Origin of the sequence: Mesorhizobium sp. M0910, from assembly GCF_040319465.1 — a bacterium.
GTDB lineage: Bacteria > Pseudomonadota > Alphaproteobacteria > Rhizobiales > Rhizobiaceae > Mesorhizobium.
This window is the reverse complement of sequence record NZ_JAMYNZ010000011.1, coordinates 20,570-40,828: the sequence shown is the minus strand read 5'-3', so window position 1 is coordinate 40,828 and position 20,259 is coordinate 20,570. Positions and strand designations below refer to the sequence as shown.

At 62.4% G+C, this 20,259-nt stretch carries 21 protein-coding genes; 6 read left to right on the top strand and 15 right to left on the bottom strand.

Features of this window, described 5'->3' with window-relative positions; all coding sequences use genetic code 11:
• From NKH78_RS24645 to NKH78_RS24635, 3 genes are read left to right on the top strand one after another with little or no spacing between them, the layout of a single operon-like run.
• Window positions 1–1,107 (top strand): glycosyltransferase family 2 protein, encoded by a 1,107-nt coding sequence (locus tag NKH78_RS24645; RefSeq protein WP_352737383.1) that lies wholly within the window; start codon window positions 1–3, stop codon window positions 1,105–1,107.
• A 48-nt stretch (window positions 1,108–1,155) separates the two neighbouring features.
• Complete coding sequence (locus NKH78_RS24640; protein WP_502899842.1) at window positions 1,156–2,142, top strand: glycosyltransferase family 2 protein; 987 nt, start codon at window positions 1,156–1,158, stop codon at window positions 2,140–2,142.
• A 9-nt stretch (window positions 2,143–2,151) separates the two neighbouring features.
• A complete protein-coding gene (locus NKH78_RS24635; protein ID WP_502899840.1) occupies window positions 2,152–3,939 on the top strand; it encodes an ABC transporter ATP-binding protein in 1,788 nt (595 codons plus the stop codon).
• Window positions 3,940–4,791: 852 nt separating this feature from the next.
• Here the strand turns inward: NKH78_RS24635 and NKH78_RS24630 are convergent.
• Window positions 4,792–6,990 (bottom strand): sensor domain-containing diguanylate cyclase, encoded by a 2,199-nt coding sequence (locus NKH78_RS24630; RefSeq protein WP_352737384.1) that lies wholly within the window; start codon window positions 6,988–6,990, stop codon window positions 4,792–4,794.
• Window positions 6,991–7,291: 301 nt separating this feature from the next.
• On the opposite strand from NKH78_RS24630, the gene NKH78_RS24625 reads away from it, so the two are divergent.
• Window positions 7,292–7,513: a hypothetical protein gene (locus NKH78_RS24625; RefSeq protein ID WP_254819423.1), complete on the top strand. Its 222-nt coding sequence runs from the start codon at window positions 7,292–7,294 to the stop codon at window positions 7,511–7,513.
• A 112-nt stretch (window positions 7,514–7,625) separates the two neighbouring features.
• Window positions 7,626–8,330: an SOS response-associated peptidase gene (locus NKH78_RS24620; protein WP_352507144.1), complete on the top strand. Its 705-nt coding sequence runs from the start codon at window positions 7,626–7,628 to the stop codon at window positions 8,328–8,330.
• On the opposite strand, the gene NKH78_RS24615 is transcribed toward NKH78_RS24620, so the two are convergent.
• The gene (locus tag NKH78_RS24615; protein WP_352737385.1) at window positions 8,327–8,587 is read right to left on the bottom strand and encodes a hypothetical protein; all 261 of its coding nucleotides are present in this window, start codon (window positions 8,585–8,587) and stop codon (window positions 8,327–8,329) included. The genes NKH78_RS24620 and NKH78_RS24615 overlap by 4 nt on opposite strands.
• A 3-nt stretch (window positions 8,588–8,590) precedes the next feature.
• Window positions 8,591–8,851 (bottom strand): hypothetical protein, encoded by a 261-nt coding sequence (locus tag NKH78_RS24610; RefSeq protein ID WP_352507145.1) that lies wholly within the window; start codon window positions 8,849–8,851, stop codon window positions 8,591–8,593.
• Window positions 8,852–8,987: 136 nt separating this feature from the next.
• Here NKH78_RS24610 and NKH78_RS24605 point away from each other — a divergent pair, with 136 nt between their 5' ends.
• A complete protein-coding gene (locus NKH78_RS24605; RefSeq protein ID WP_352705670.1) occupies window positions 8,988–9,164 on the top strand; it encodes a hypothetical protein in 177 nt (58 codons plus the stop codon).
• A gap of 56 nt (window positions 9,165–9,220) precedes the next feature.
• On the opposite strand, the gene NKH78_RS24600 is transcribed toward NKH78_RS24605, so the two are convergent.
• The 12 genes from NKH78_RS24600 to NKH78_RS24545 form a co-directional block, all read right to left on the bottom strand.
• Window positions 9,221–10,507, bottom strand: coding sequence for a hypothetical protein (locus tag NKH78_RS24600; protein ID WP_352737386.1), 1,287 nt, complete (start codon window positions 10,505–10,507; stop codon window positions 9,221–9,223).
• On the bottom strand, window positions 10,471–11,412 hold the full coding sequence (locus NKH78_RS24595; protein WP_352737387.1) for a KAP family P-loop NTPase fold protein: 942 nt from the start codon (window positions 11,410–11,412) through the stop codon (window positions 10,471–10,473). Before NKH78_RS24595 ends, NKH78_RS24600 begins: the two co-directional genes overlap by 37 nt.
• A gap of 181 nt (window positions 11,413–11,593) precedes the next feature.
• Window positions 11,594–11,800 carry a BA14K family protein gene (locus NKH78_RS32685; RefSeq protein ID WP_502899839.1) on the bottom strand — a complete coding sequence of 69 codons (207 nt, stop codon included), beginning with the start codon at window positions 11,798–11,800 and terminating at the stop codon, window positions 11,594–11,596.
• A 161-nt stretch (window positions 11,801–11,961) separates the two neighbouring features.
• Complete coding sequence (locus NKH78_RS24585) at window positions 11,962–12,111, bottom strand: hypothetical protein (RefSeq protein WP_352737388.1); 150 nt, start codon at window positions 12,109–12,111, stop codon at window positions 11,962–11,964.
• Between the two features lie 14 nt (window positions 12,112–12,125).
• The gene (locus NKH78_RS24580) at window positions 12,126–12,449 is read right to left on the bottom strand and encodes a DUF2934 domain-containing protein (protein WP_352737389.1); all 324 of its coding nucleotides are present in this window, start codon (window positions 12,447–12,449) and stop codon (window positions 12,126–12,128) included.
• Window positions 12,450–12,570: 121 nt separating this feature from the next.
• Entirely contained in the window at window positions 12,571–13,209 is a 639-nt protein-coding gene (locus NKH78_RS24575; RefSeq protein ID WP_352737390.1) for a BA14K family protein, read from the bottom strand.
• A gap of 178 nt (window positions 13,210–13,387) precedes the next feature.
• Window positions 13,388–14,158, bottom strand: coding sequence for an ABC transporter ATP-binding protein (locus tag NKH78_RS24570; protein ID WP_352740101.1), 771 nt, complete (start codon window positions 14,156–14,158; stop codon window positions 13,388–13,390).
• Window positions 14,159–14,190: 32 nt separating this feature from the next.
• Window positions 14,191–15,189, bottom strand: a complete 999-nt coding sequence (locus NKH78_RS24565) for an ABC transporter substrate-binding protein (protein WP_352884527.1) — start codon at window positions 15,187–15,189, stop codon at window positions 14,191–14,193.
• A gap of 64 nt (window positions 15,190–15,253) precedes the next feature.
• Window positions 15,254–16,102: an ABC transporter permease gene (locus NKH78_RS24560; protein ID WP_352740105.1), complete on the bottom strand. Its 849-nt coding sequence runs from the start codon at window positions 16,100–16,102 to the stop codon at window positions 15,254–15,256.
• Window positions 16,103–16,146: 44 nt separating this feature from the next.
• Complete coding sequence (locus NKH78_RS24555) at window positions 16,147–17,511, bottom strand: LLM class flavin-dependent oxidoreductase (RefSeq protein ID WP_352740107.1); 1,365 nt, start codon at window positions 17,509–17,511, stop codon at window positions 16,147–16,149.
• A gap of 53 nt (window positions 17,512–17,564) precedes the next feature.
• Window positions 17,565–18,122: an FMN reductase gene (gene msuE / locus NKH78_RS24550; protein WP_352740109.1), complete on the bottom strand. Its 558-nt coding sequence runs from the start codon at window positions 18,120–18,122 to the stop codon at window positions 17,565–17,567.
• 606 nt (window positions 18,123–18,728) lie between these two features.
• Window positions 18,729–20,120, bottom strand: a complete 1,392-nt coding sequence (locus NKH78_RS24545; RefSeq protein ID WP_352740111.1) for an Nramp family divalent metal transporter — start codon at window positions 20,118–20,120, stop codon at window positions 18,729–18,731.
• Window positions 20,121–20,259: the final 139 nt, after the last annotated feature.

Genomic DNA, 20,259 nt, shown 5'->3' with positions numbered 1-20,259 from the left:
ATGGCTGCTGCTCCCTTGGTCTCCGTTCTGCTGCCGATCTACAATGCGGGACCTTATCTGGCCGCTGCGCTGAGCAGCATCCTGCGCCAGGATTACAAGCATCTTGAGGTCATCGCCATCGATGACGGCTCGACGGACAACTCGCTGCAAATCCTGCGGAAATATCGCCAGGCCGACAGCCGCATCTCGATCATCTCACGCGAAAACCGCGGCCTGATCGCAACGCTGAACGAAGGCTTGGCCATGGCCCGCGGCGATCTGGTTGCCAGGATGGATGCCGACGACATCGCGTATCCCCAGCGCCTGTCGCGGCAGGTAGCACTGTTCGACCAGCAGCCTGACCTCGCTCTATGCGGTGCAAGCTTCGACACGTTGCTCGGCAACCGCATCGTCAGGGGGTCGCCCGATCCGATATTCCAGGACAATAGCCTGCGCATATTGTCGATGTTCTTCACGATCTTCATGCATTCAACGGTCGTTTATAACCGGAAGGTCATCGAAGACGGCGTTCTACATTATGACGAGAGCTACAAGCACGCCGAGGATTTCGACCTGTTCAGGCGACTGACTGATCGCTACCCGGCAGCAATGATCCCCGAAAGCCTCATCGCCTATCGTATCCATGACGACAGCGTGACCAACAGGCACAAGCGCGAAATGCGCAGGACGCATTTGAAGATCGTCGCCGAGAACCTAGAACGCGAAGGGCTCGCACAAGAGACGCAGGACCTCCGCGCCACCGGTGATGTCCTGTCGATGGAGACGATTCGCCGTGCCGCCGAATGGATCCTCGCGCTGGAAGAAAGGATAGCCGCGCTTCCGGTCGAGACGAGGCCGAGCTACCAGGCCGGCACGCTGAACCTGTTCTATTTCCTCTATCAGCTGATATCGGGAGAAAGACAGCCGCTGCTGATGCACGAATTCCTGACACGGACGGCGAAATGGAAACTCATCCGGCGCCGCGAGCAGTACGTGTTTCGCACCGGTGCTTTCGCGCCGCGCTTCAGTCTCGCCTCGATGTCGGTCACCAGGCAGGTGGATGCCCTGTCGCGGTATCTGCAGTCCGTGCCGGCCGCGGCGGTTTTGCCTTCGAACCAGTTGAGCTAGCAACCCATGTTCGTCAAATCGCACCAGCTCCAGCAACGCGGCCGCTCGATGATGCCGGCGGCCATGTCGCCGCGGCCGCAGCAAGGACCGGCGCCGGCGGTCAGCTTCATTGTCTGCACACGCGACCGTGTCGCCGTACTCGAGCCCTGCATCAGCTCGATCCAGGCCGCGTGTCGTGCCCATGCCGACTTTGCCGCCGAGCTGGTGGTTGTCGACAACGGCTCGACCGACAGCACGGCCAAACGGCTGGCCAGCATCGCCGAACTGTCGGACATCCCGTTCACTGCCATTTGCGAGCCGCGACCCGGATTGGCGGCCGCGCGCAACGCCGGGCTGGAGCGGGCGCGGGGCCGCGTGCTGGTCTTCGTCGATGATGATTGCGCGGTTCACAAGGATTATCTGCGCGATCTGCAGCGGCACTATGCGGCCGGCGAACGGGTCATCCGCGGCGGCCGCGTCGAGATCGGCGACCCCCGCGACCTGCCGTTCACCATCAAGTGGTCGCCGGTGCGCGCGCGGCTTACGCCGGATGTCCATCCCGGCGGCTTCGTGCTTGGCTGCAACATGACGATGCACCGCGATGTTGCCGCCCGAATCGGGCGTTTCGACGAACGCTTCGGCGCCGGCGGCCCGCTGCGCTCCGCGGAAGATACGGACTATCTCGTCCGGGCCGTGCTGCTCGGCATTCCGGTCGAATATGTGCCCGACATGACCATCTATCACCATCACGGCCGGCGCGACCGCAAGGCCATCGAAAAGCTGCATCGCGATTACAGCATGGGCAATGGCGGGCTTTGCCTGAAGCATATCCGCCACGCGCCGTGGCTGCTTCGGCATTTCTACTGGTCGATGAGGGCAGCCTTGCGCGAACTGAGGAAAGGCCCGCTGTTCGATCGTGAACTCAAGCTGTCGCACTGGCCGATCATCGGCATGAATCTGCTCGGCGCGGCCAAGTTCGCGGTGCTTTTGCTGGCGAAATCGCCAAAGACAACGGAGATGCGACAGGAGCAACAGGCAAATGCCGAGGCGAGGTGATCCGCTATCATGCGACTGATGCCGCCCAGCCTGCCGATGCTGCGTCGCGCGCTCGGGCAAAAGCAGTTGCGCCTGCTTCCGGCCGTAGTGGTGCTCGGGCTGCTCAGCGCGGCACTTGAAGGCTTCGGTATCGGCCTGATCATCCCGTTGCTGAACATAATCATGGGGCAACAGGGGCAGACCGGCATGGCAGGCTTTTCCGCCGTCTTCCAGCATGTCGGAGCGAGCCTGAGCGAACGCGACCGGCTGATCGTCATATCGGTCGCCATCCTCGGCTCGATCGTTCTGAAAAATCTGTTCGCCTACGCCAACACGCTGCTGACCACCTTCATCTACGGCAAGGCCAGCCATTCGATCCGCAGCGCGCTGTCGGAGCAGCTGGTCAGGGTAGGGTACCCGTTCTTCCTGCAGCAAAGTCCCGGGCGGCTGCTCAACATCATCTCCAACGAATCCTGGCGGGCCTCGGATGCCATCCAGATCACGCTGGGGGCAATCGTCAACGCATCGGCCGCGATCATCCTGCTGACCTTCCTGCTGCTCCTGTCGTGGCAGATGACGTTGCTGGTCACGCTGGGCCTGGCGCTGGTGCAGGTCGCGCACGCCATGCTGTCCGCCAATCTGAAGGCGCCGAGCCGCAGCGTCGCCTCCCGTAACAGCCAGCTCGCCTCACAGATGCTGCATCTGGTGCATGCCGGGCGGCTGATCCGCATCTTCGGCCAGGAGCAACGCGAGAAGGCGGCATTCGACCAGGCGTCGGATGCGGTGCGCCGCGCCGCCTTCGTGCTTTTGACCCGTCAGGGAGCGTTGCCGCCGCTGACCGAAATCCTGCACGCCATGCTGTTCCTGGCGGTGGTGATCGGCGCCTGGTTCGCCAATGTCAGCTTCCCGCTGATCGTCGCCTTCGTCATCCTGCTCTACAGGCTGCAGCCCTATATGCGGTCTTTGCAAATGGCCTGGAGCCAGCTGCAGGGCCTGAGCGGATCGCTTGAAGAGGTGACGTGGATGCTGGACCCATCCGGCAAGCCCCAGCCGCCGCAAGGTGACGCGGCGTTCCCCGGGCTCAGCCAAGGCATCAAGTTCGAGGACGTCACCTTTACCTATTCCGGTTCGGAACAGCGCGCGGTGGTGCTGCATGCGGCGAGCTTCGACCTGCGCAGCGGCCGCTCAACCGCGCTGATAGGCCGGTCGGGCGCCGGTAAGACGACGATCGTCAATCTCCTGTGCCGCTTTGTCGAACCGGATAGCGGCAGGATCCTCGTCGATGGATCGCCGCTGGACCGCATCGACCCCAGCCAGTGGCGAAAGCACATTGCACTTGCCAGCCAGGAGCTGGAACTGGTCGACGGCACGATTTTCGAAAACATTGTCTACGGCCAGGACGCCGCCTCGGCCGACGATGCCGAGCGCGCGGCAAAACTGGCCGAAGCGCATGGCTTCATCGAGCAACTGCCGCAAGGCTACAGGACCGTCGTCGGCTACCGCGGCGTTAACCTTTCAGCCGGACAGCGGCAGCGGATCGCACTGGCCAGGGCCCTGGTGCGCGATCCCGATATCCTCATCCTCGACGAAGCCACCAATGCTGTGGACGGGCTATCGGAAGCGGCGATCGTCGAAACGCTGAAGTCGCGCGCCGGCCGCCGCACCACCATCGTCATCAGCCATCATCGCAGCACCATCTCGTTCTGCGACGACGTCGTGATCCTGAGCCACGGCCGCGTGAAAAAGCAGGCACCCTTCGCCGCGCTGGCGACGCTCAGCATGGACGAGCTTTACCAGCACGAGGCGCTGGAGGGCTGAGGGCGACCCCGCTGCGCGCGCTGTGAGGTCGTCTCGAATGTCAAGCCAGGTCAAGCATCTCAGGGATGAGGAAGACCTCCGCCATGCTTCTCTGCAGGATTTCTGGGGTGATGTGTGATCCCGAGCTTACCCGCCTTCGATCTGGAGCATACAGAACCAAGGGTCCGCCAGCCAAATCCAGCAATGGCAGGCGGACCCCAATCAGCGCATGAAGGGACTGATTCTGCGCCGATGTCTCCTCGAGGAGGTGACGCCATCAACTGAAGACGGGCGCAGTTGTTCCCGAAACTGCCTGTGCACGGGACCATTGCGCAGGCAGGTCAGACTTAGGTCCCTGCGAACGGGCATCGCTGGCTGTGAGTGAAGATCGGATCGGCTCGGTGGTAGCGAAACTTCGTCCGGGGATAGATGCAGCCATCGGGTTCCGGGGCATGCGGCTCGGCGCTGATCATGGGCGTCGATCAATCCCCGCACGGCTGATGCGGAGGGCGCTTGCATTCCTGCGGAATGCGCATCCAATCCGGCGCCAACTGAAGTTGTCCAGGCGGGACAGGGCTCAGCGGTCGTCAAGCTGTTGCTAATATGCAGCACAGGCAGCGCTCTATGAACACCGTCGCTTGGAACCGCTACCTCCGGCCAACCGTTGGTGTCACAATGACAAAATAAAAAAGTGAGGCTGACGATGGACCCGCGGCAAAACAACACGTTGGAGATCTGGTGTCTTGCAGCCGTTCCGCTGTCACTGCTCCTTACGGTGTTATTAGCCGGATTTATTCTTTAGTCGAACCCAACGAGGCCGGCTTGGCCTTCGTGCGAGCGTCGCTTGGCAATCAGCGGCAAGATGGCGTCCGGCTATTTTTTGGGAGCCGTTACCAACTGGATTTGTCGCTCGCCGGGGGCGCTGTTGCGCGCAACCACGACCCGATCGCGACCCTCACCCTTGGCCTCGTAGAGCGCATGATCCGCGGCATTTGTGAGTTCGGCCCAGCCCGCTCCGTGGTCGGGGTAAGCGGCCACCCCGAACGAAACGGTAACAGTGCCCAGCGTCCTGCCTCGATGCGCCAGGTGAAGCTGTCTGATTGCCTGGCGCAGCGCCTCCGCCCGCTCAGCACCCTCTTCAAGCGAGCACCCCGGCATCACAAGGGCGAATTCCTCGCCGCCATAGCGCGATACGACATCGCTATCCCTGGCATGCTCGATCAAGGTGGCGGCAACTTGCTTCAACACCAGGTCACCGGCCTCGTGGCCGAACGTATCGTTGAACTGTTTGAAATGATCGACGTCAAGCATCATGACGACCAATGGCTGACCCGAGCGCTCCATTCGGCGCAGTTCACGGCTGCTGGTCTCCTCGAGATACCGTCTGTTGAACAGACCGGTATTCGGATCGCGGATCGATTGCTGCCGCAGCGTCTCGCGCAGGCGCAGATTGGCCAGCGCCAATGCCAGCGTGTCGACGACGCCGCGCAGGATCTGCTGCCTTTCAGCCAGCCATTGCGGTTTGTCCGCCGCATTCGGTTCACACAAATGCAAGATGCCCAGTGTTTCGCCTTGCGCCGCCAGCGGCATGCAGACGTAACCCTTGCCGCCATTCTCGGTGATATGGGCGCAACGCGGCGACAACATGCCCGGGCCGGCGACATGCTCCTGGCCGCGCCGCAACGCCCAGCAGTCTTCCGGCGCAAATTGGCCAGCGCTCGACCGGACGGCGCCCCAATGCGCTACCTCTTCCACCAGGTTACGCGAGGCGCTGGTCAGGTGGACGGTTCCGCTTAAGCCGCCGAGGAACTCGGCCATGGCGGTGCCGACCACTGAAAACGCTTCAGGAAACGTAACGCAGGCCTGCAGCAGCTCCCCCAGCTTCACCAGACGGGACGTTGTTTCCGACTTCTCGTGCAATTCGCGGTTCAGCCCAGCCAGCTGATTGGCACGCTCGTTCACAACGCTCTCCGCGCGGCGCAGTTCGCTGATGTCGTTGAGCGTGAGGACGAGGCTTCCGTCCGACTTGCTGAGCGGACTGCAACTCGCGATCACCGGCAAATGCGAGCCGTCCAATTTGGTCAAGCGCACTTCGCCCTGGTGTTGGCGGCCCGAGGTCAAGGCCAGCTCGATGGGAGACGTCCCGGCGGCGAATTCGTCGCCTTTCGGATCACGTATCGTCATGACCGAGCGCCACTCCTGGCCGACGATCTTGTTGGCGCGCCGCCCGATCATCGAGACCGCCGCGGGATTGACGCTGGCAATCCGGCCATCACCGTCGAGGACGGCAATGCCTTCAGCCGCCGTCTCGACGATATCCTCGATGTGGGCCCGCGCCGATTCCAATTCGGCGGCCATCATGTTGAAGCCGTGCGCCAGCTGCCCGAACTCATCTTTGCCGGTGTAGCTTACACGCGTCATGGCATTGCCTTTGGCCAGCGATTCCATGCCTCCCATCATGCCAGAAAGGCCGGTACCGAAACGACGCAGCAGTACAGCGGCGAATCCCGCCGCAACCAGCATGGCGGCTGTCGCGCTGAGGCCAACCAACCAAAGCATGTTGCTGGTGCGCCGTTCGGCATCGCCTAGCAACGGGTCGTATTCCAGGAGCACGGCACCGATGATCGTGTCCTCGGGATGTTCGATCGGAACGACCAGCATGTCGTTGGCCTCATGAGCATCCTCAAACCTGCGGGAGATGCCATCTTTCAGAGTCTGGCCGACTTCATCGCCGGCGTCGTGATCGAACTTGTCGCCGACCTTGTGGTCCTCGTCGGAAGCGTGGGCCAGAAGGACCTTGTTGCGATCGACGACCAGGAAATCCCTGCGCGAACCATGGTGCTGATGCTCCAAAAACTCCCGGAGCGCGTCGGGTCGGTCGAACAGCGACGGCGCCCCATCGGATGACCTGAACACGATCGTGTTGGCCAGTTCGCGCGCGACATTGGTCGCTTCGGTCAACCCCAACGCCCTGATCGCCGCCATCTGCGTGAAAATCGCAACGCCGCCGACCACCCCGATCAAAGCCGCGGCGGCCATCATACTGAGAAGGATCTGGCTTTTGATGCGCACGTCACAGGCCCACTGAGAACGACAGCATCATAGATGCCCGATCAAGCCAGCATTTCATTTCCCGCCTTTTATTACCAAATGCTTATCAACGTCCTAACAATTAGCCTGCCCGAAGGCCGGGTTTCGATCGGGTCGGTACGCGGCGCTTGCCCACCGGACCCGGTGCGAGGCTGCACATCTGACCTCGCACAGCCCCGGTACGTTTCTTACACAATCTCTGATTGGTGGACTCGCCCGACGCCATCGACGTTAATTTTGCGTTAGCGACAGGAGGGGGGAGATCGCTAAAGGGAGGAAGAAAATGAAAGAAAACTACGATCTGACGATCGACTACGACGACGACGAGCCTTACGACAACAAACCCTACGATCTGGTCACATTCGCGAGAAAGCACGGGCTCAACATGCGAGCCGCCGAGCTTCTCCTTTTCGCCAAGGGTCCGTCCCGAGCGGCCTGCGATGCCGCGGCCAGGGCTTTTCTCGCGGCAGTCGCCGCACAAGCTATGAGACAATCGGCGCGGTAGGTCTCACAAAACCATTGCTGACACGGCCTGCCGTGTCAGCAACCCGACGGACAGCGCTGGAAATTCCGGGCCGTTTCCAACAAGATGCCTGAGCATCCGGGAACGGCCTGAAATGTGCAATCTTTACAATATCACGACCAGCCAGGAGGCCATTCGCCAGTGGACCCGCGCCTTGCGCGATATCCTCGGCAATCTCGAACCCTCCATCGACATCTATCCCAACCAGCCAGGCCCGGTGGTGCGCAATGCGCCGGACGGCGAACGCGAATTAGCCAATCTGCTGTGGGGCATGCCGACGCCACTGGAGCGGGTCAAGGGCAAGGCCGACTACGGCACCACCAACATCCGCAATCCGCAATACGGCCACTGGCAGCAATATCTCGGCATCGAGAACCGCTGCGTGGTGCCCGTCACCAGCTTCGCCGAGCCCAGCCCGACGCCCGGCGACAAGGACCCCGAGACCGGCATTCAGCGCAACTTCTGGTTTGCACTCGGCGAGGACCGCCCGCTGTTCTTCTTTGCCGGCCTGTGGACGCGCTGGCAGGGCATTCGCAAGGTCAAGGACGGCCCCGCCGAGCACCAGGTCTATGGCTTCATGACGACCAGGCCCAACGCGCTGATCGCGCCGATCCACGACAAGGCAATGCCGGTGATCCTGACCACGCCGGAAGAAACCGAGGCTTGGCTCAGCGCGCCATGGTCGGAGGCAAGACACCTGCAGCGCACGGCGCCCGATGACGCGCTAGTGATCGTCGACAAACCGGCGACGCAGATCAAGTTTCCGCAGCAGGCGCCGGCGCAAGGCTCATTGTTTTAGCGCTTGAATTTCTGCAGCACCCAGATGTAGCCCTTGGGCGGATGATCCTGATCGATGAACTGCGTCTTCACCGTCGTGTCCTTGCGGCTGCATCGCTTGCACCTGAACCTGATCGCTTCCAGCGGTTTGTTCCAGCCCACCACCTGGGCCACGTCATTCGCCCTGAAGCGCCCGACGTGGTAGCAGTGGCCGCACTCCACGATAGGCAGCATGTTGGCCTTGGCGGCACGCCCAACGCTGTCCATCGGCCCGGCCATGGCTCATTTCCGGGTCGAGTAATCCTCGGGGAGGGGAAGCAGGCCAAGCTCCGCCATCCGATAATCGGGCTCCTTCTCCGCTACGCTGGCCAGCACCTCGTGCAATTTCTCGACAAGCCCGTAAAGCTGCCAGAACAGCTCGCCATGCGCCTTCAGATGCAGCTGCGACGACAGCACCGTCCGGCGCAGGCTCAAAGCGTCCCTGATGATCGCCTCCGCATCCCTCGCCGACAGCCTGTCGAACCGGCTTTTTCGTCTGCCCATCGCGGCTCTCCTCGATTTGTGAGCAACCGCCCCACCTACTGACAAATAGGAAGGCATTCCTCGCAGAGTCAATTCGCTCTTGACACTTTTGTTCCCGTTTTGTTCAATTTCAACAGGAACGCTCGGAGGCACCGCCATGGACCACATCGTGACGCTGGACAGCCGCCAGGAGGCTGCGCTGCAGGCCATCGCCGACAGGTTCATCGCCCGGCATAAGGGCGATGCGGTGAAGGCGCTCAAGGAGATGATTGTTTTGAATGGGCATCTGCAGGAGCGACTTGACGCGGTGGAGAGCCGGCGGGCAGCGCGGTAGGGGTGCAGAGGTGGCGAGACCCGGACATCCAGTTGGGCGATGCGGTTGACGCGCCGTCATCCTTCATGTTGTTCATCTCGCGTCTCTTCCGGCGACTGGCCCTTTAGCAGTTGCTCGGACCCGCGCACAATCTCTGTCAGCAGATTTCGCTGGTCCTTACTCAGGTCGGACTTTAGGTGCTTCTTCCCTGCTTCGACGAGCAACGACAAATCGTAGAACTGCGGCTCAGGAGCGTCTCGCATTGTATATCGGCGCTCTTTCGTTCCAACGCTATAACTGACCAAGCCTCTGCCGGCTTTCGCCATGAACTCGGCGCTCTCGGATATACCAGCAGCAAGCCACGCCTTAGGAGCCGCCGCACCAGCGATATGCGCCCACGCCCTAGTGAGGTCAAAATAGAATGGTGCGGCTTCCAAAGTGCCGTCGTGAGCCGCGGCTTGGATTTTCGTGATGAGAATGGCACCGAGCTTCTCGAAATGCTCCTGACTGACTACTGGCCGTTCGCCGGAGTCGGAGCGAAATACGCCTAGTTCACGGCCACGATCGACATATATGTCGGCTGCAAATGCTGGTGAGGCAGCTTTTTCGAATGCTGCAATCAGGTGGCTACCTGCCTCCTCCACCCCCCACTGCTCCAGCATATTCCAAATAAGAAACCCGAGCTGTGCCCGCGGCGATAGCCCAAACATATTACCGTCCCAATCAATACCGATGACGTCTTCACCGATCCGAAACAAGGCATCCAGAAGGGCTTGGGTCGGCTGCGCAGGACGGCTTGCACGGTACTGCACGCGCAATTCGTCAAGGAGCTTGGCGATCATCAGTTCGCCACGGCTATTTCTCTTTCCGCTGTAGCTTCGAATGATGGTCTCGATCGCGTCGGCATCTTCCAGATTCGACATAAGATCGTTGATGACCGCCTTAGGAATTGCATCGGAAGACGGGTGAAGACCAAAGTAAGCGTCATAGCCGGCTTCGCTCCCAATACCACGTCGTTTGGTCACGTCTATGAAGGCTTCATCACCAGAGGCTTGCTGACCTTCTAACCATTTGGCCGCCTGCGGGAACAGCACTGATAGCACCCGAAGGACCTGCGGCTGGACTTCGTCGGGGATTCGCCGTTTGAGGCCCTCCACTGCGGTCTTCCTCACGTCGTCTTGCGCCATAACAAAGCGCCCTTCCGTGAAGAGAAAATCTCTGCTGTCTCGAATCCAGTTGAACGAGCCTTGGTCAAACAGTCTCACCCCTTCAATAGCGAGGAGGTCTTGAGCGTCAATTTCTCCCTCCAACGCTTGCCAAGAGAATTTCAGAGTTTCACCACATCGCGTGGCGACCGTATCCACCGCCGAATCCCGTCGCGGACGATGTAGTGCCAGCGCGAGGTGTCCTCAGTCGTGCCGGTTAGAAAGGAGATCTCCTGATCAAGGATGGTAAGAAGTGCGTTCTTGGCGGGCCGCGGAAGTTCAATTTCTTGCTGAACGATTTTCTCCGCGAAGCGCGGTCTTCCACGATCCGTCCCGTGATCCAAAGCTTCCCAGACTATATCGCGATCGTAGGCCAAAAGATAAACGACGTTGGGCAGTTGGCCGATGCTTTTTACCATCTGCATGATCGATTTCACGTCTTTGTTTTCTAGCCGATCCATATCGTCGATCGTGACTACAAAGCGTCTGCCGCTACGGCCAAGTTGACTTTTCAAGTCCTCATATGCCGTTTGCAAAGACGGATTTTCGAGGTACCGACCTAATAGTGCGTTGACCGACTTCTTTGCCAAGTTGCCTGCAAATCCGGAAGCTGCACCGCCGCTCGGGTCGACAGTCAAGGCCACAGTCGCCGCAGCGTCCACCAGATTATCCGTTGTTCCGCTAATCAACCCGGCAATCCAATTCTGAAACCGCGTCCAACGGGTGCCTTTCGGTCCTAGTCTCTCCGACAGTATCTTGAAGAAAGCGACAATCAGATCCTGATGACCGGACACAATCCAAGGCCGAAAATCGATATGGGTTATCTGATCATTTTCGTGCTCGGCGTTGTGTTTCTTCAAATATTCTAAGATGAAGTTGAGCGCGGTCGACTTCCCACTCCCCCACTGGCCGTGAACGCCGATCACGTAGCCGTTTGGTGCTGTCATTTTGATGATGACTGTCGCTATCCGCTTTGCAAACGGAGCATACCCTAGACGGTCATCCCGCCAAGGGTTGGATTTCGGCAGATCGTCGCCCAGCTTATAGCCTTTTTCCTCAGCCACTGCGAACACCCCCCAATATTGCAGACCATCTATCTGCAACCAGCCGGTACAAGCAATTCTTCACTGGGAGACTATCGCCCGTCGCGCGATATTCCGACGACACATGTAACAGATCGCCTACTTCCGGAAGGTGCAGCACATAGATGCCGACCGACGCGCGCCAGGCGCCCTCAGCGCCCACCTATTGGCACTGCCTGCGCGGGCCGCCGGAATAGGGCTGGTAGCTGTTGTCTTCCGGCCGATAGGAACGATAGTGGCTGAAGCAATATTGCACGTGGTAGGGCGGAAGCCAGGCGGCGCCGGTTTCATCCGGCGGGACCTCCATCGAAGCGTCGTTCGCCTCGACGTAGTCGCTGCCATCGGCGGGGAGTTGCGCGGTCGGCAGCACCGCATCGAGATAGGGCGAGATGCAGGGGCGCCGCTCCGCTGTAGGACCGTCCCTTGCCCTGTAGGAGCGGTAGCGGCTTCGCGACGCCTTGTTACGGGCTGGAATTCAGGTTCCGCCAGGCATTCCGGCGCGGCTGCCTGGCAAGCGACGGCACGCCGCCCTCAATGGCGCTTGAAGTACTGCACCTCCCGTTCGTGCTTCTCGGCGGCCTCGCGGGTATCCAACGTGCCGAGATTGCGGCGCTTGCCGGTCTTTTCGTCCTTCTTGCGCGAATAGAGGCGGTATTTTCCGTCTTTGAGTTTTCTGATCATCTGTCTCTCCCTGGCTAGGGCCGGCGCTTCCCCTTGAGGTTGCGCGCGGCTTGCTCGATCGCCGCCCGGTCGTTGCCCAGCCTGTCGATCAGCTCCTGCGCCTGTTCGCCCGATATGCCGGTGCGCACCGCCAGGGCCTCCACCGTCAAGACGTCGGAGCTCGCGACCTCGCGGGTTTCCGGCAGGGCATCGCCTGCCGTCAGCGGCAGGGCTGCCTCCCTGTCGATCTCGGCCTCGGCCCGGTGCCAATGCCGCTCGGGATCGCCATGGATCCCGCCTTCACGTTCCCAGATCTGGTATGCGCGCTCACGAATCTTGTCTTCCCGGTCGTCGCCCATGTTGATTTCTCCTTTGGGTATCGGATGAACGCCGTGCCAACCCGAACGATCCAAGAAATCTGCGTGATCGTTGGTCGCACAAGGCGCCATGCACTGCGGCCGCCAGCCACCGCGGCCCGCGCTACTCGCACTGCCGGCGCGGCCCGCCGGAATATGGCTGGTAGGTGTTGTCTTCCGGTCGATATGACCGGTAGCGGCTGAAGCAGTATTGCACGTGATCGGATGAGAGCTCGGCGTCGCCGGGTTCATCCGATGGGGCGTAGCCCTCCACCGACGATGTATCGCTCGCCTCGACGTAGCTGCCGTCATCGGTGATGTCGAGATAGGGCGAGATGCAGGGGCGCTGTTGGCCGCTGTAGGAGGTGTAGCGGTTGTCGTCCGGCCGGTAGGAGCGGTAGCGGCTGGCGCACCATTCGACATGAGCGGCGGGCAGCGCTTGCTGCTGCTCTTCCGCTGGTGGCTTGATGGAGCCGGTGGCGGTGGCGTCGGCTGTCGAAGCTGCGGCGGTGTCGGCGGGTTTGGAGGTGCGATCAACTTCCGAGGTGCGAACGGGAACCGGGCGGGCCGGGAGGCGCTCGAGGCGCTGCGAGGCCGGGTTTACCGGGCGCGGATCCTTGGCCCACAGTTCGGCGACGCTGGAGACCGGGGCGGCCGGCGGTACCGGCTTGGCTATCAATAGCCAGGTGGCGAAGGCGAGACCGCTGGCGAATACGGCGAGCGTCAGGACGAAGCCGCCAAAGATTGCGAACAAAGCTTTCATGCCGCGCTCCTTTGCCTCCCGGTTAAGGAAATGCCGAGGTGGGGAATCCGGTTCCAGGAAAGAGCGTAGTGCAGGGCACTCGAAGGAAGGCCCATCTCCGTCTCGGCTTCGCCGAGACACCTCTCCCCGCTTCGCTCCCGCTTCGCGGGACGCGGGATCCAAGCCTCTTAGGCGGCTTTCAGTGCAGCCCGAATTCGCGCAGCAGTTCTTCGCGGTAGCGTACGAAGCGGCTTTCGCTGCGCTCGCGCGGGCGGGCCAGGTCGATGTCGATCAGCCGCGCCGCGCCGCCTTTCTCCTTGGGCAGGATCAGCACCCTGTCGGCGAGGTAGATCGCTTCCTCGAGGTCGTGCGTCACCATCACCATGGTGACGTTCTCCTCGCTCCAGATGCGCGCCAGTTCCTCCTGCATGCCGATCTTGGTCATCGCGTCGAGCGCGCCCAGCGGCTCGTCAAGCAGCAGGATCTCGGGCTGCACGGTCAGGGCGCGGGCAATGCCGACGCGCTGCGCCATGCCGCCCGACAGCTGCCTTGGAAACGCATCGCCGAATTCGGCGAGGCCGACGAGCGCGATATAGAAGCGCGCCCGTTCCTCGGCGTCGGCCTTCGGCACGCCGCGCACTTCGAGGCCGAAGGCGACGTTGCCGAGCACCGTCAGCCAGGGCAGCAGGCGCGGTTCCTGGAAAATCACCGCGCGCTCGGCGCCGACGCCGTGCACCGGCTTGCCATCGATGGCGACGCCGCCGCTGTCGGCCGCCTCCAGTCCGGCCAGGATGCGCAGCAGCGTTGTCTTGCCTGACCCGCTGGCGCCGACGATGACCAGGCATTCACCCGAGCGGATGTCGAGATTGAGGGTCCTCAGCACGGCAAGCGAACGCCCGCCGATGCTGAACGATTTGGACAGGTCGCGTATGCTGACCTCACCGCCGCTTGTGCTGCTCATCGCGCTCATCTCCCAGCTGATTGCCTTGCCGGTTGGCCTTGTCAGTTGGTCTTGGTTTCGCCGGGCCGGTAGAGGATGTCTGCTGCCTTCAGCTTACCCTTTGGCAGGCGGCCGTCGCGTTCGAGCACGCTGACCCAGAAATCGATGTCGCGGTCCGTCGCCTTGGCCCCCTGGCGCAGCCCGAAGCCGGTCCAGTAGCGCGCCAGCTCGCCGTTTTCGCCGCGCTTGTCGAGGATATTTGCCAGCACCTTGCGCGCTTCGTCGGGGCTCTGCAGCGACCAGTCGGAGGCGCGCGCCGACTGCTCGACGAAATTGCGGGCGGCGTCGGGATGCGCGGCGATGAAGTCGCGCCTGAGCACGACGAAGCCGCCGGCCAGCTCGCCCAGCACGTCGGTGTCGTTGAACACGCCGCGCACGCCGCCATTGTCGACCAGCGCCCCGGCAAACGTCGCCTGCCAGTAGCCGAGCGCCGCGATGTCGACCTGGCGGGAGCGCAAGGTCTGCTCGAGCTGCGGTCCGGGTACGACAACGAGATTGGCGGCGTCCGGCGACAGGCCGACGCTGTGCAGCGCCTCGCGCACGGTGTAGTCGAGATGGGCGCCGAGCGTATTGACGGCGATGGTCTTGCCGGCAATGTCGGCGATCGATTTGATCGGGCTGTCGTCGAGCACGTAGAAGACGCTGCGCACCTTGCTGTTGATGCCGTTGCTCGGATAGACGGCGACGAAGTCGTTGCCGCCGGAGATCGAATTGATCACGGCGGCGGTTGCGGCCGAGCCGATATCGACGCTGCCGGAGGCGAGCGCAAACAACGATTCCGGGCCGCCGCCGGAATAGCCGACATTCTCGACCTCGATACCGAGGCCTTTGAAATAGCCGAGCTCGCCGGCCAGCTCATGCGGAGAGATGCTGCCACGGCTGGCGAGGGAGCGGAACTTGACGGGTGCGGCTTCGGCAAGGGCGAAGCGCGGCAGGCTGGCGGCGAGAAGGCCGGCGGCGAAGGGCGCGCCGGCAAGCAGGGAACGGCGGGAGATTTTCATGGTCCGGTCTTCCTCTGTCTGGCCCGGTTCGGGGGCCTGGTTGGGAGATGGCGAAAAAGGCTGCTCAGTCGACGGCATTGCTCCAGCGGCAGAGCCGCCGCTGCAGGCTGACCAGCGCCTGGTTGGCGATCAGGCCGAGGCCGGCGAGGATGACGATCGCCGCGAACATCAGCGGGATCTGGAAGTTGTACTGCGCGTTCATCACCTGGAAGCCGATGCCCTTGTTGGCGCCGATCATTTCGGAGGCGATCAACAGCAGCAGCGCCGTGGTGGCGCTGAGCCTCAGCCCGACGAAGATCGAGGGCACCGCGCCGGGCAGCACGACGCGGCGGAAGACGGTGAGCTGATTGGCGCCGTAGACGCGGGCCATTTCGAGCAGTTTCGGATCGACTTCCTTGACGCCGCCGATGGTGTTGAGCAGCAGCGGGAACAGCGTCGCCCAGAAGATGACGAACACCTTGGACGCCTCGCCCAGCCCCAGAAGCAGGATGAACACCGGATAGAGCGCCAGCGCCGAGGTCTGCCGGAAAACCTGCAGGATGGGATCGAGCGCGGTTTCGACCGCGCGCACCTGGCCCATGAACAGGCCAAGCGGGATGGCGACCAGCACGGCGGCGGCGAAGGCGAAACCGGCGCGCTGCAGGCTGATGGCTATGTCGCCGAGCAAGGTGCCGCCGGCCAGCCCCTTCCAAAGTGCCGCGGCAATCGTGTCGATCGGCGGCAGCACCGCCGCGTTGACCCATCCGGCGCTGCTCGACACCTGCCAGAGTGCGAGGAAAGCTATGAGGACGCCGTAGCGCGCGAGGAAGCGAGCACCCGCCCGGCCGCCGAGGCGCAGGAAATCCGTGCCGATGCTGGTGTTGCGATCACGCGTGCCGATGCCGGCGGCCTGTTCGATGTGCTGCAAAGTCATCGTCTTTGCCTTTTGCTTCGAGGGCTTATCGGGCGCTTAGGGAGCTATTCGGCGGCCAGCACGGCCGGCCGGGCGGCGGTCCAGGGATTTTCCGGCCGCCTGAGGCCGAGGTTCTCCCGCAGCGTCCTGCCTTCATAGGCGGTGCGGAACAGGCCGCGGCGCTGCAGTTCGGGGATCACCAGCTCAACGAAATCGTCAAGCGCGCCGGGCAACCAGGGCGGCAGGATGTTGAAGCCGTCGGCGGCCTCGTTGCCGAACCATTCCTCCAGCTGGTCGGCGACCTGAGTGGCACTGCCGATGACGGTGTAATGGCCGCGCGCCGTTGCCACCCATTGGTAGAGCTGGCGGATGGTGAAGTTGTGCTCGTCGGCAATCTGGCGGATCAGCGCCTGGCGGCTCTTCATGCCTTCGGTTTCCCTGCTCGGCGGCAGCGGCCCGTCAAGCGGATAACCGGTGATGTCGAGCGTCTGGCCGGCCAGCCCGTTGAGCAGGGCGACGCCGTCCTCGGGCAGGATGAGATCGTTCAGCTGCTGGTATTTGGCGCGGGCTTCCTCTTCGGTGCGGCCGACGAAAGGTGCTACGCCGGGCATGATCAGCACCTGCTCGGGATCGCGGCCGGCGGCGATCACGCGCGCCTTGATGTCGCGGTAGAATTCCTGCGCCGACGCCAGGTTCTGATGGGCGGTGAAAATGACTTCCGCAGAATGGGCGGCGAGCTTGCGGCCGTCCTCCGACTGCCCCGCTTGCACCACCACCGGGTGCCCCTGCACGGGACGCGGCACGTTCAGCGGGCCCTTGACGCTGAAATGCGCACCCTTGTGATCGATGTCGTGGAGCTTGTCCTTGTCGTAGAAGCGGCCCGATTTCTTGTCGCGGATGAAGGCGTCGTCCTCCCAGCTGTCCCACAGCGCCTTGACCGTCTCGACATGCTCATGGGCGCGCGCATAGCGCTCGGCATGGTTCGGCTGGATGTCGCGATTGAAGTTGCGCGCGGTGTCGTCGCCGGCCGAGGTGACGACATTCCAGCCGGCGCGGCCATTCGACAGCAGGTCGAGCGAGGCGAACTTGCGGGCGAGGGTGTAGGGTTCCTCATAGGTGGTCGAGGCGGTGGCGATGAAGCCGAGATGCGTGGTGAGCGGCGCAAGGGCGGCAAACAGCGTCACCGGCTCGAAGCCGGCGATCTTGGCGTTGCCGCCTTCGCGGGCGCCGAGGCCGACGGTCAGATTATCGGCGAGGAAATAGGCGTCGAACAGGCCGCGCTCAGCGGTCAGCGCAAGCTGCTTGTGAAACTCGAAATTGGTCGCGCCGTCGGCCGGCGCCTCGGGATGGCGCCAGGCGGCGATGTGCTGGCCGCCGCCGGGCAGGAAAGCGCCAAGTTTGATTTGCCTGGATTTTTTGGATCGGGTCATTGCGGCGTGCTCCTGGATGGATCGGGACGGGGATCTCGGATCAGCGGCGTGTTTCAGGCGGCAAGCCCGACGCCGTAAGGCACTCCGGTTACCCGGCACGCCTCGGCCACCGCCTGCCGGGCACGGGCGTGGATGGCATCCGACGTCAGCACGCCATTGGCGAAGTCCTTGTCGGAGGCGTAGATCGCGGTCGGCATGGTCAGCGCCTCGAAGAAGCCGAAGAGCGGCCGCAGCTGGTGCTCGACGATCAGCGAATGGCGCTCGCCACCGCCGGTCGCGCCGAGGATGACCGGCTTGCCCCTCAGCGAGGACGGGTCGAGCAGGTCGAAGAAGTGCTTGAAAAGCCCGGTATAACTGCCTTTGAAAGTAGGCGAGCCGGCCACCAGGATGTCGGCGACCAGCAGCCGTTCGACGATGTTGCGGGCCGCCGGCTCGAGGTCGCCAAGGCGCCTTGCCTGCGGCAGGGACGCGCCGAGATCATCGATGTCGAAGACCGCCGAGGCCGCGCCGATGCTTTCGGCGGCTTGCCCGACAATGTGGCTGACGAACGCCTTGGTCTTTGAGGGCCGGGTCAAATTGCCCGACAGTCCCACCACGAGCTTTTTCGACATTCCCGGCTCCTCTCAAGCGCTCGATTTCAAGTCTGGTGATCATGTTAAGTCTAGAGAGTTTGTAGAATTAAAAGAGCGAGAAAATTTCAAAAGCAGCGCGGTGAGCGGACAGAGTTTGCGGAACACCGCCCGTAATTGGTTCATTCAACGCGGTGTACCATGTCCTGGCGCCACCATCCCGGACGGCCTCGCGGTGCTGGGGGAAGGTGCGGGCGAAGCACAGGTCAAGGTGCTGGAGTGGCTCGGCGGCATGCGGTAGTTCGGTCAATCTTGATTCAAATCCGGCTGTGGATATTTGCTTTTGGGTAAATCCGGGCGGTCATCTTGCCGGCCGGCCGGTGGGCAAAAAGGAGAAGCCTATGACGAGCGACTTTGCCGCCGCACACCTGCACCTTGAACGAGCCTGCCATTATTTGCGCGGCGACGACGAGACGAGCCGCACGGCTCGTGCGGCTCTGGATCTCCTGGTCGATGCAATTGTCGCGGCCCAGTACACGCGTCCGCCTGCGGACGTTGTGGAATTTCCAAGATCGGCAAGGTTGCGATAGTTCCGCAAGCGGCAGAGGCAATCCAACCGGCGGGACAGCGCGCCTTTGTTCCGCCGGATCACAAGAACCAGGTCGCCACCAGGCCGATCGTCGCCGAGAAGATGGCGGCGGTTGTTGCCCAACCGAGTATGTTGGTGCTCCGGCTGTTCACCTGGTCGCCCATGATCCTGCGGCTGTTCGTCATCAGCATGATGAGCAGCAGCAAGGGCGGCGTCGAAAAGCCTTGAACGATGCCGGACCAGACCAGCGCCTTCATCGGATTGAAGCCGAGGAAGTTGAGGCCGGCCGCGATCGCCGTAAAGAAGCCGATGGTGAGATAGAATTTGGGCGCCTCTCGAGCACGGGCGTGCAGGCTGTTTTTCCAGCCGATGGCCTGTGCCACGTCATAGGCGGCGCCGGTGGTCATGACAGGAACGGCAAGGAAACCCACGCCGATCACGCCTGCGGCGAACAGAATGCTTGCGGCCTGGCCGGCGAGCGGACGCAGCGCCTCCGCGGCCTGTGCCGCTGTGTCGATGTCGTGGTGGCCCGCTTCGTAGAGCGTCGCGCCTGTCGACAGGATGATGAAGTACATGATGAGATTTGAAAACATCATGCCGATGAGGATGTCCCGGCGAGAGCGCCGCAGTTCACCCTCGGTGGCGCCCTTCCTTTCCTTGAGCGTCGCTCGCCCTTGGGCAATCTCCTCCTCGACCTCCTCGTTGGACTGCCACGTATAGAGATAGGCGGACAGCGTCGTGCCGATGATGGCGACCAGAATCGACAGGAACTCACGGTTGAATTCGATCCTGGGAAGCAGCGTTCCGCGTAGCACCGCCGCGGCATCCGGCTTGGCCAGAATGGCGGCACCGACATAAGCGAGCAGCGCCAGCGCCAGCCAGCGGAAAACGTTGCGGATCAAGGTATAGGAGCCGAAGACCTGAAGGGCGAAGATGAGGGCGGCGACGAACAGCACGATCACCGGAATGGGAAGCGGCACGAATATGTTGATCGCGGCGGCCATTCCGCCAAGATCCGCCGCCGCCTCGATGGTATTCCCGATGAGCACACCCAACAGCACGGACCAGAGCAGCCACCGCGGATAGAAGTCCTTGATGACGTGGAACAATCCGCGCCCGGATACCTGGCCGAGCTTCGACGACAGGTAGACGACCGCGTACATCATCGGCAAGGTCACCGGAGCCGTCCAGAGCAGGTCGGGTCCGAAGCGGGCGCCGGCGCTGGCATAGGTGCCTATCGCCGAACAATCGTCGTCGGCCGCCCCTGTTATCAGGCCAAGGCCGAGTGCTCGTCCTATGCCGCCATTCCTCTCCTCCGGTGAGTTGGAACGGTCAGAACCGGCCTGCCTCATTGCGATCGGACCGGGTTGGGATGGAAGGGCGTGGGCACGGCCTTCCATGCCACGATCGTAAGGATCGGTCGCGCCGCTGATCTCATTTTGCTTCCTCAACAACTTTGCCCAAACCCGGCGCGCCATGACTTGTTCCGTGGCCTGGCGGAGCAGAGGCTTGCCCCAGATCCTTCCCTCCGGGGGGTAAGCCTGAAAGTTCGGGTTGACCGCTTGTGAAGGCGAAGCGACTATCTGTGCG

Excerpts from the sequence above, each read along its gene's own strand:
- NKH78_RS24645 (WP_352737383.1), top strand. The coding sequence starts at position 1 with ATGGCTGCTGCTCCCTTGGTCTCCGTTCTGCTGCCGATCTACAATGCG.
- NKH78_RS24640 (WP_502899842.1), top strand. The coding sequence starts at position 1,156 with ATGATGCCGGCGGCCATGTCGCCGCGGCCGCAGCAAGGACCGGCGCCG.
- NKH78_RS24635 (WP_502899840.1), top strand. The coding sequence starts at position 2,152 with ATGCGACTGATGCCGCCCAGCCTGCCGATGCTGCGTCGCGCGCTCGGG.
- NKH78_RS24625 (WP_254819423.1), top strand. The coding sequence starts at position 7,292 with ATGAAAGAAAACTACGATCTGACGATCGACTACGACGACGACGAGCCT.
- NKH78_RS24620 (WP_352507144.1), top strand. The coding sequence starts at position 7,626 with ATGTGCAATCTTTACAATATCACGACCAGCCAGGAGGCCATTCGCCAG.
- NKH78_RS24615 (WP_352737385.1), bottom strand. The coding sequence starts at position 8,587 with ATGGCCGGGCCGATGGACAGCGTTGGGCGTGCCGCCAAGGCCAACATG.
- NKH78_RS24610 (WP_352507145.1), bottom strand. The coding sequence starts at position 8,851 with ATGGGCAGACGAAAAAGCCGGTTCGACAGGCTGTCGGCGAGGGATGCG.
- NKH78_RS24605 (WP_352705670.1), top strand. The coding sequence starts at position 8,988 with ATGGACCACATCGTGACGCTGGACAGCCGCCAGGAGGCTGCGCTGCAG.
- NKH78_RS24585 (WP_352737388.1), bottom strand. The coding sequence starts at position 12,111 with ATGATCAGAAAACTCAAAGACGGAAAATACCGCCTCTATTCGCGCAAG.
- NKH78_RS24580 (WP_352737389.1), bottom strand. The coding sequence starts at position 12,449 with ATGGGCGACGACCGGGAAGACAAGATTCGTGAGCGCGCATACCAGATC.
- NKH78_RS24575 (WP_352737390.1), bottom strand. The coding sequence starts at position 13,209 with ATGAAAGCTTTGTTCGCAATCTTTGGCGGCTTCGTCCTGACGCTCGCC.
- NKH78_RS24570 (WP_352740101.1), bottom strand. The coding sequence starts at position 14,158 with ATGAGCGCGATGAGCAGCACAAGCGGCGGTGAGGTCAGCATACGCGAC.
- NKH78_RS24565 (WP_352884527.1), bottom strand. The coding sequence starts at position 15,189 with ATGAAAATCTCCCGCCGTTCCCTGCTTGCCGGCGCGCCCTTCGCCGCC.
- NKH78_RS24560 (WP_352740105.1), bottom strand. The coding sequence starts at position 16,102 with ATGACTTTGCAGCACATCGAACAGGCCGCCGGCATCGGCACGCGTGAT.
- NKH78_RS24555 (WP_352740107.1), bottom strand. The coding sequence starts at position 17,511 with ATGACCCGATCCAAAAAATCCAGGCAAATCAAACTTGGCGCTTTCCTG.
- msuE (WP_352740109.1), bottom strand. The coding sequence starts at position 18,122 with ATGTCGAAAAAGCTCGTGGTGGGACTGTCGGGCAATTTGACCCGGCCC.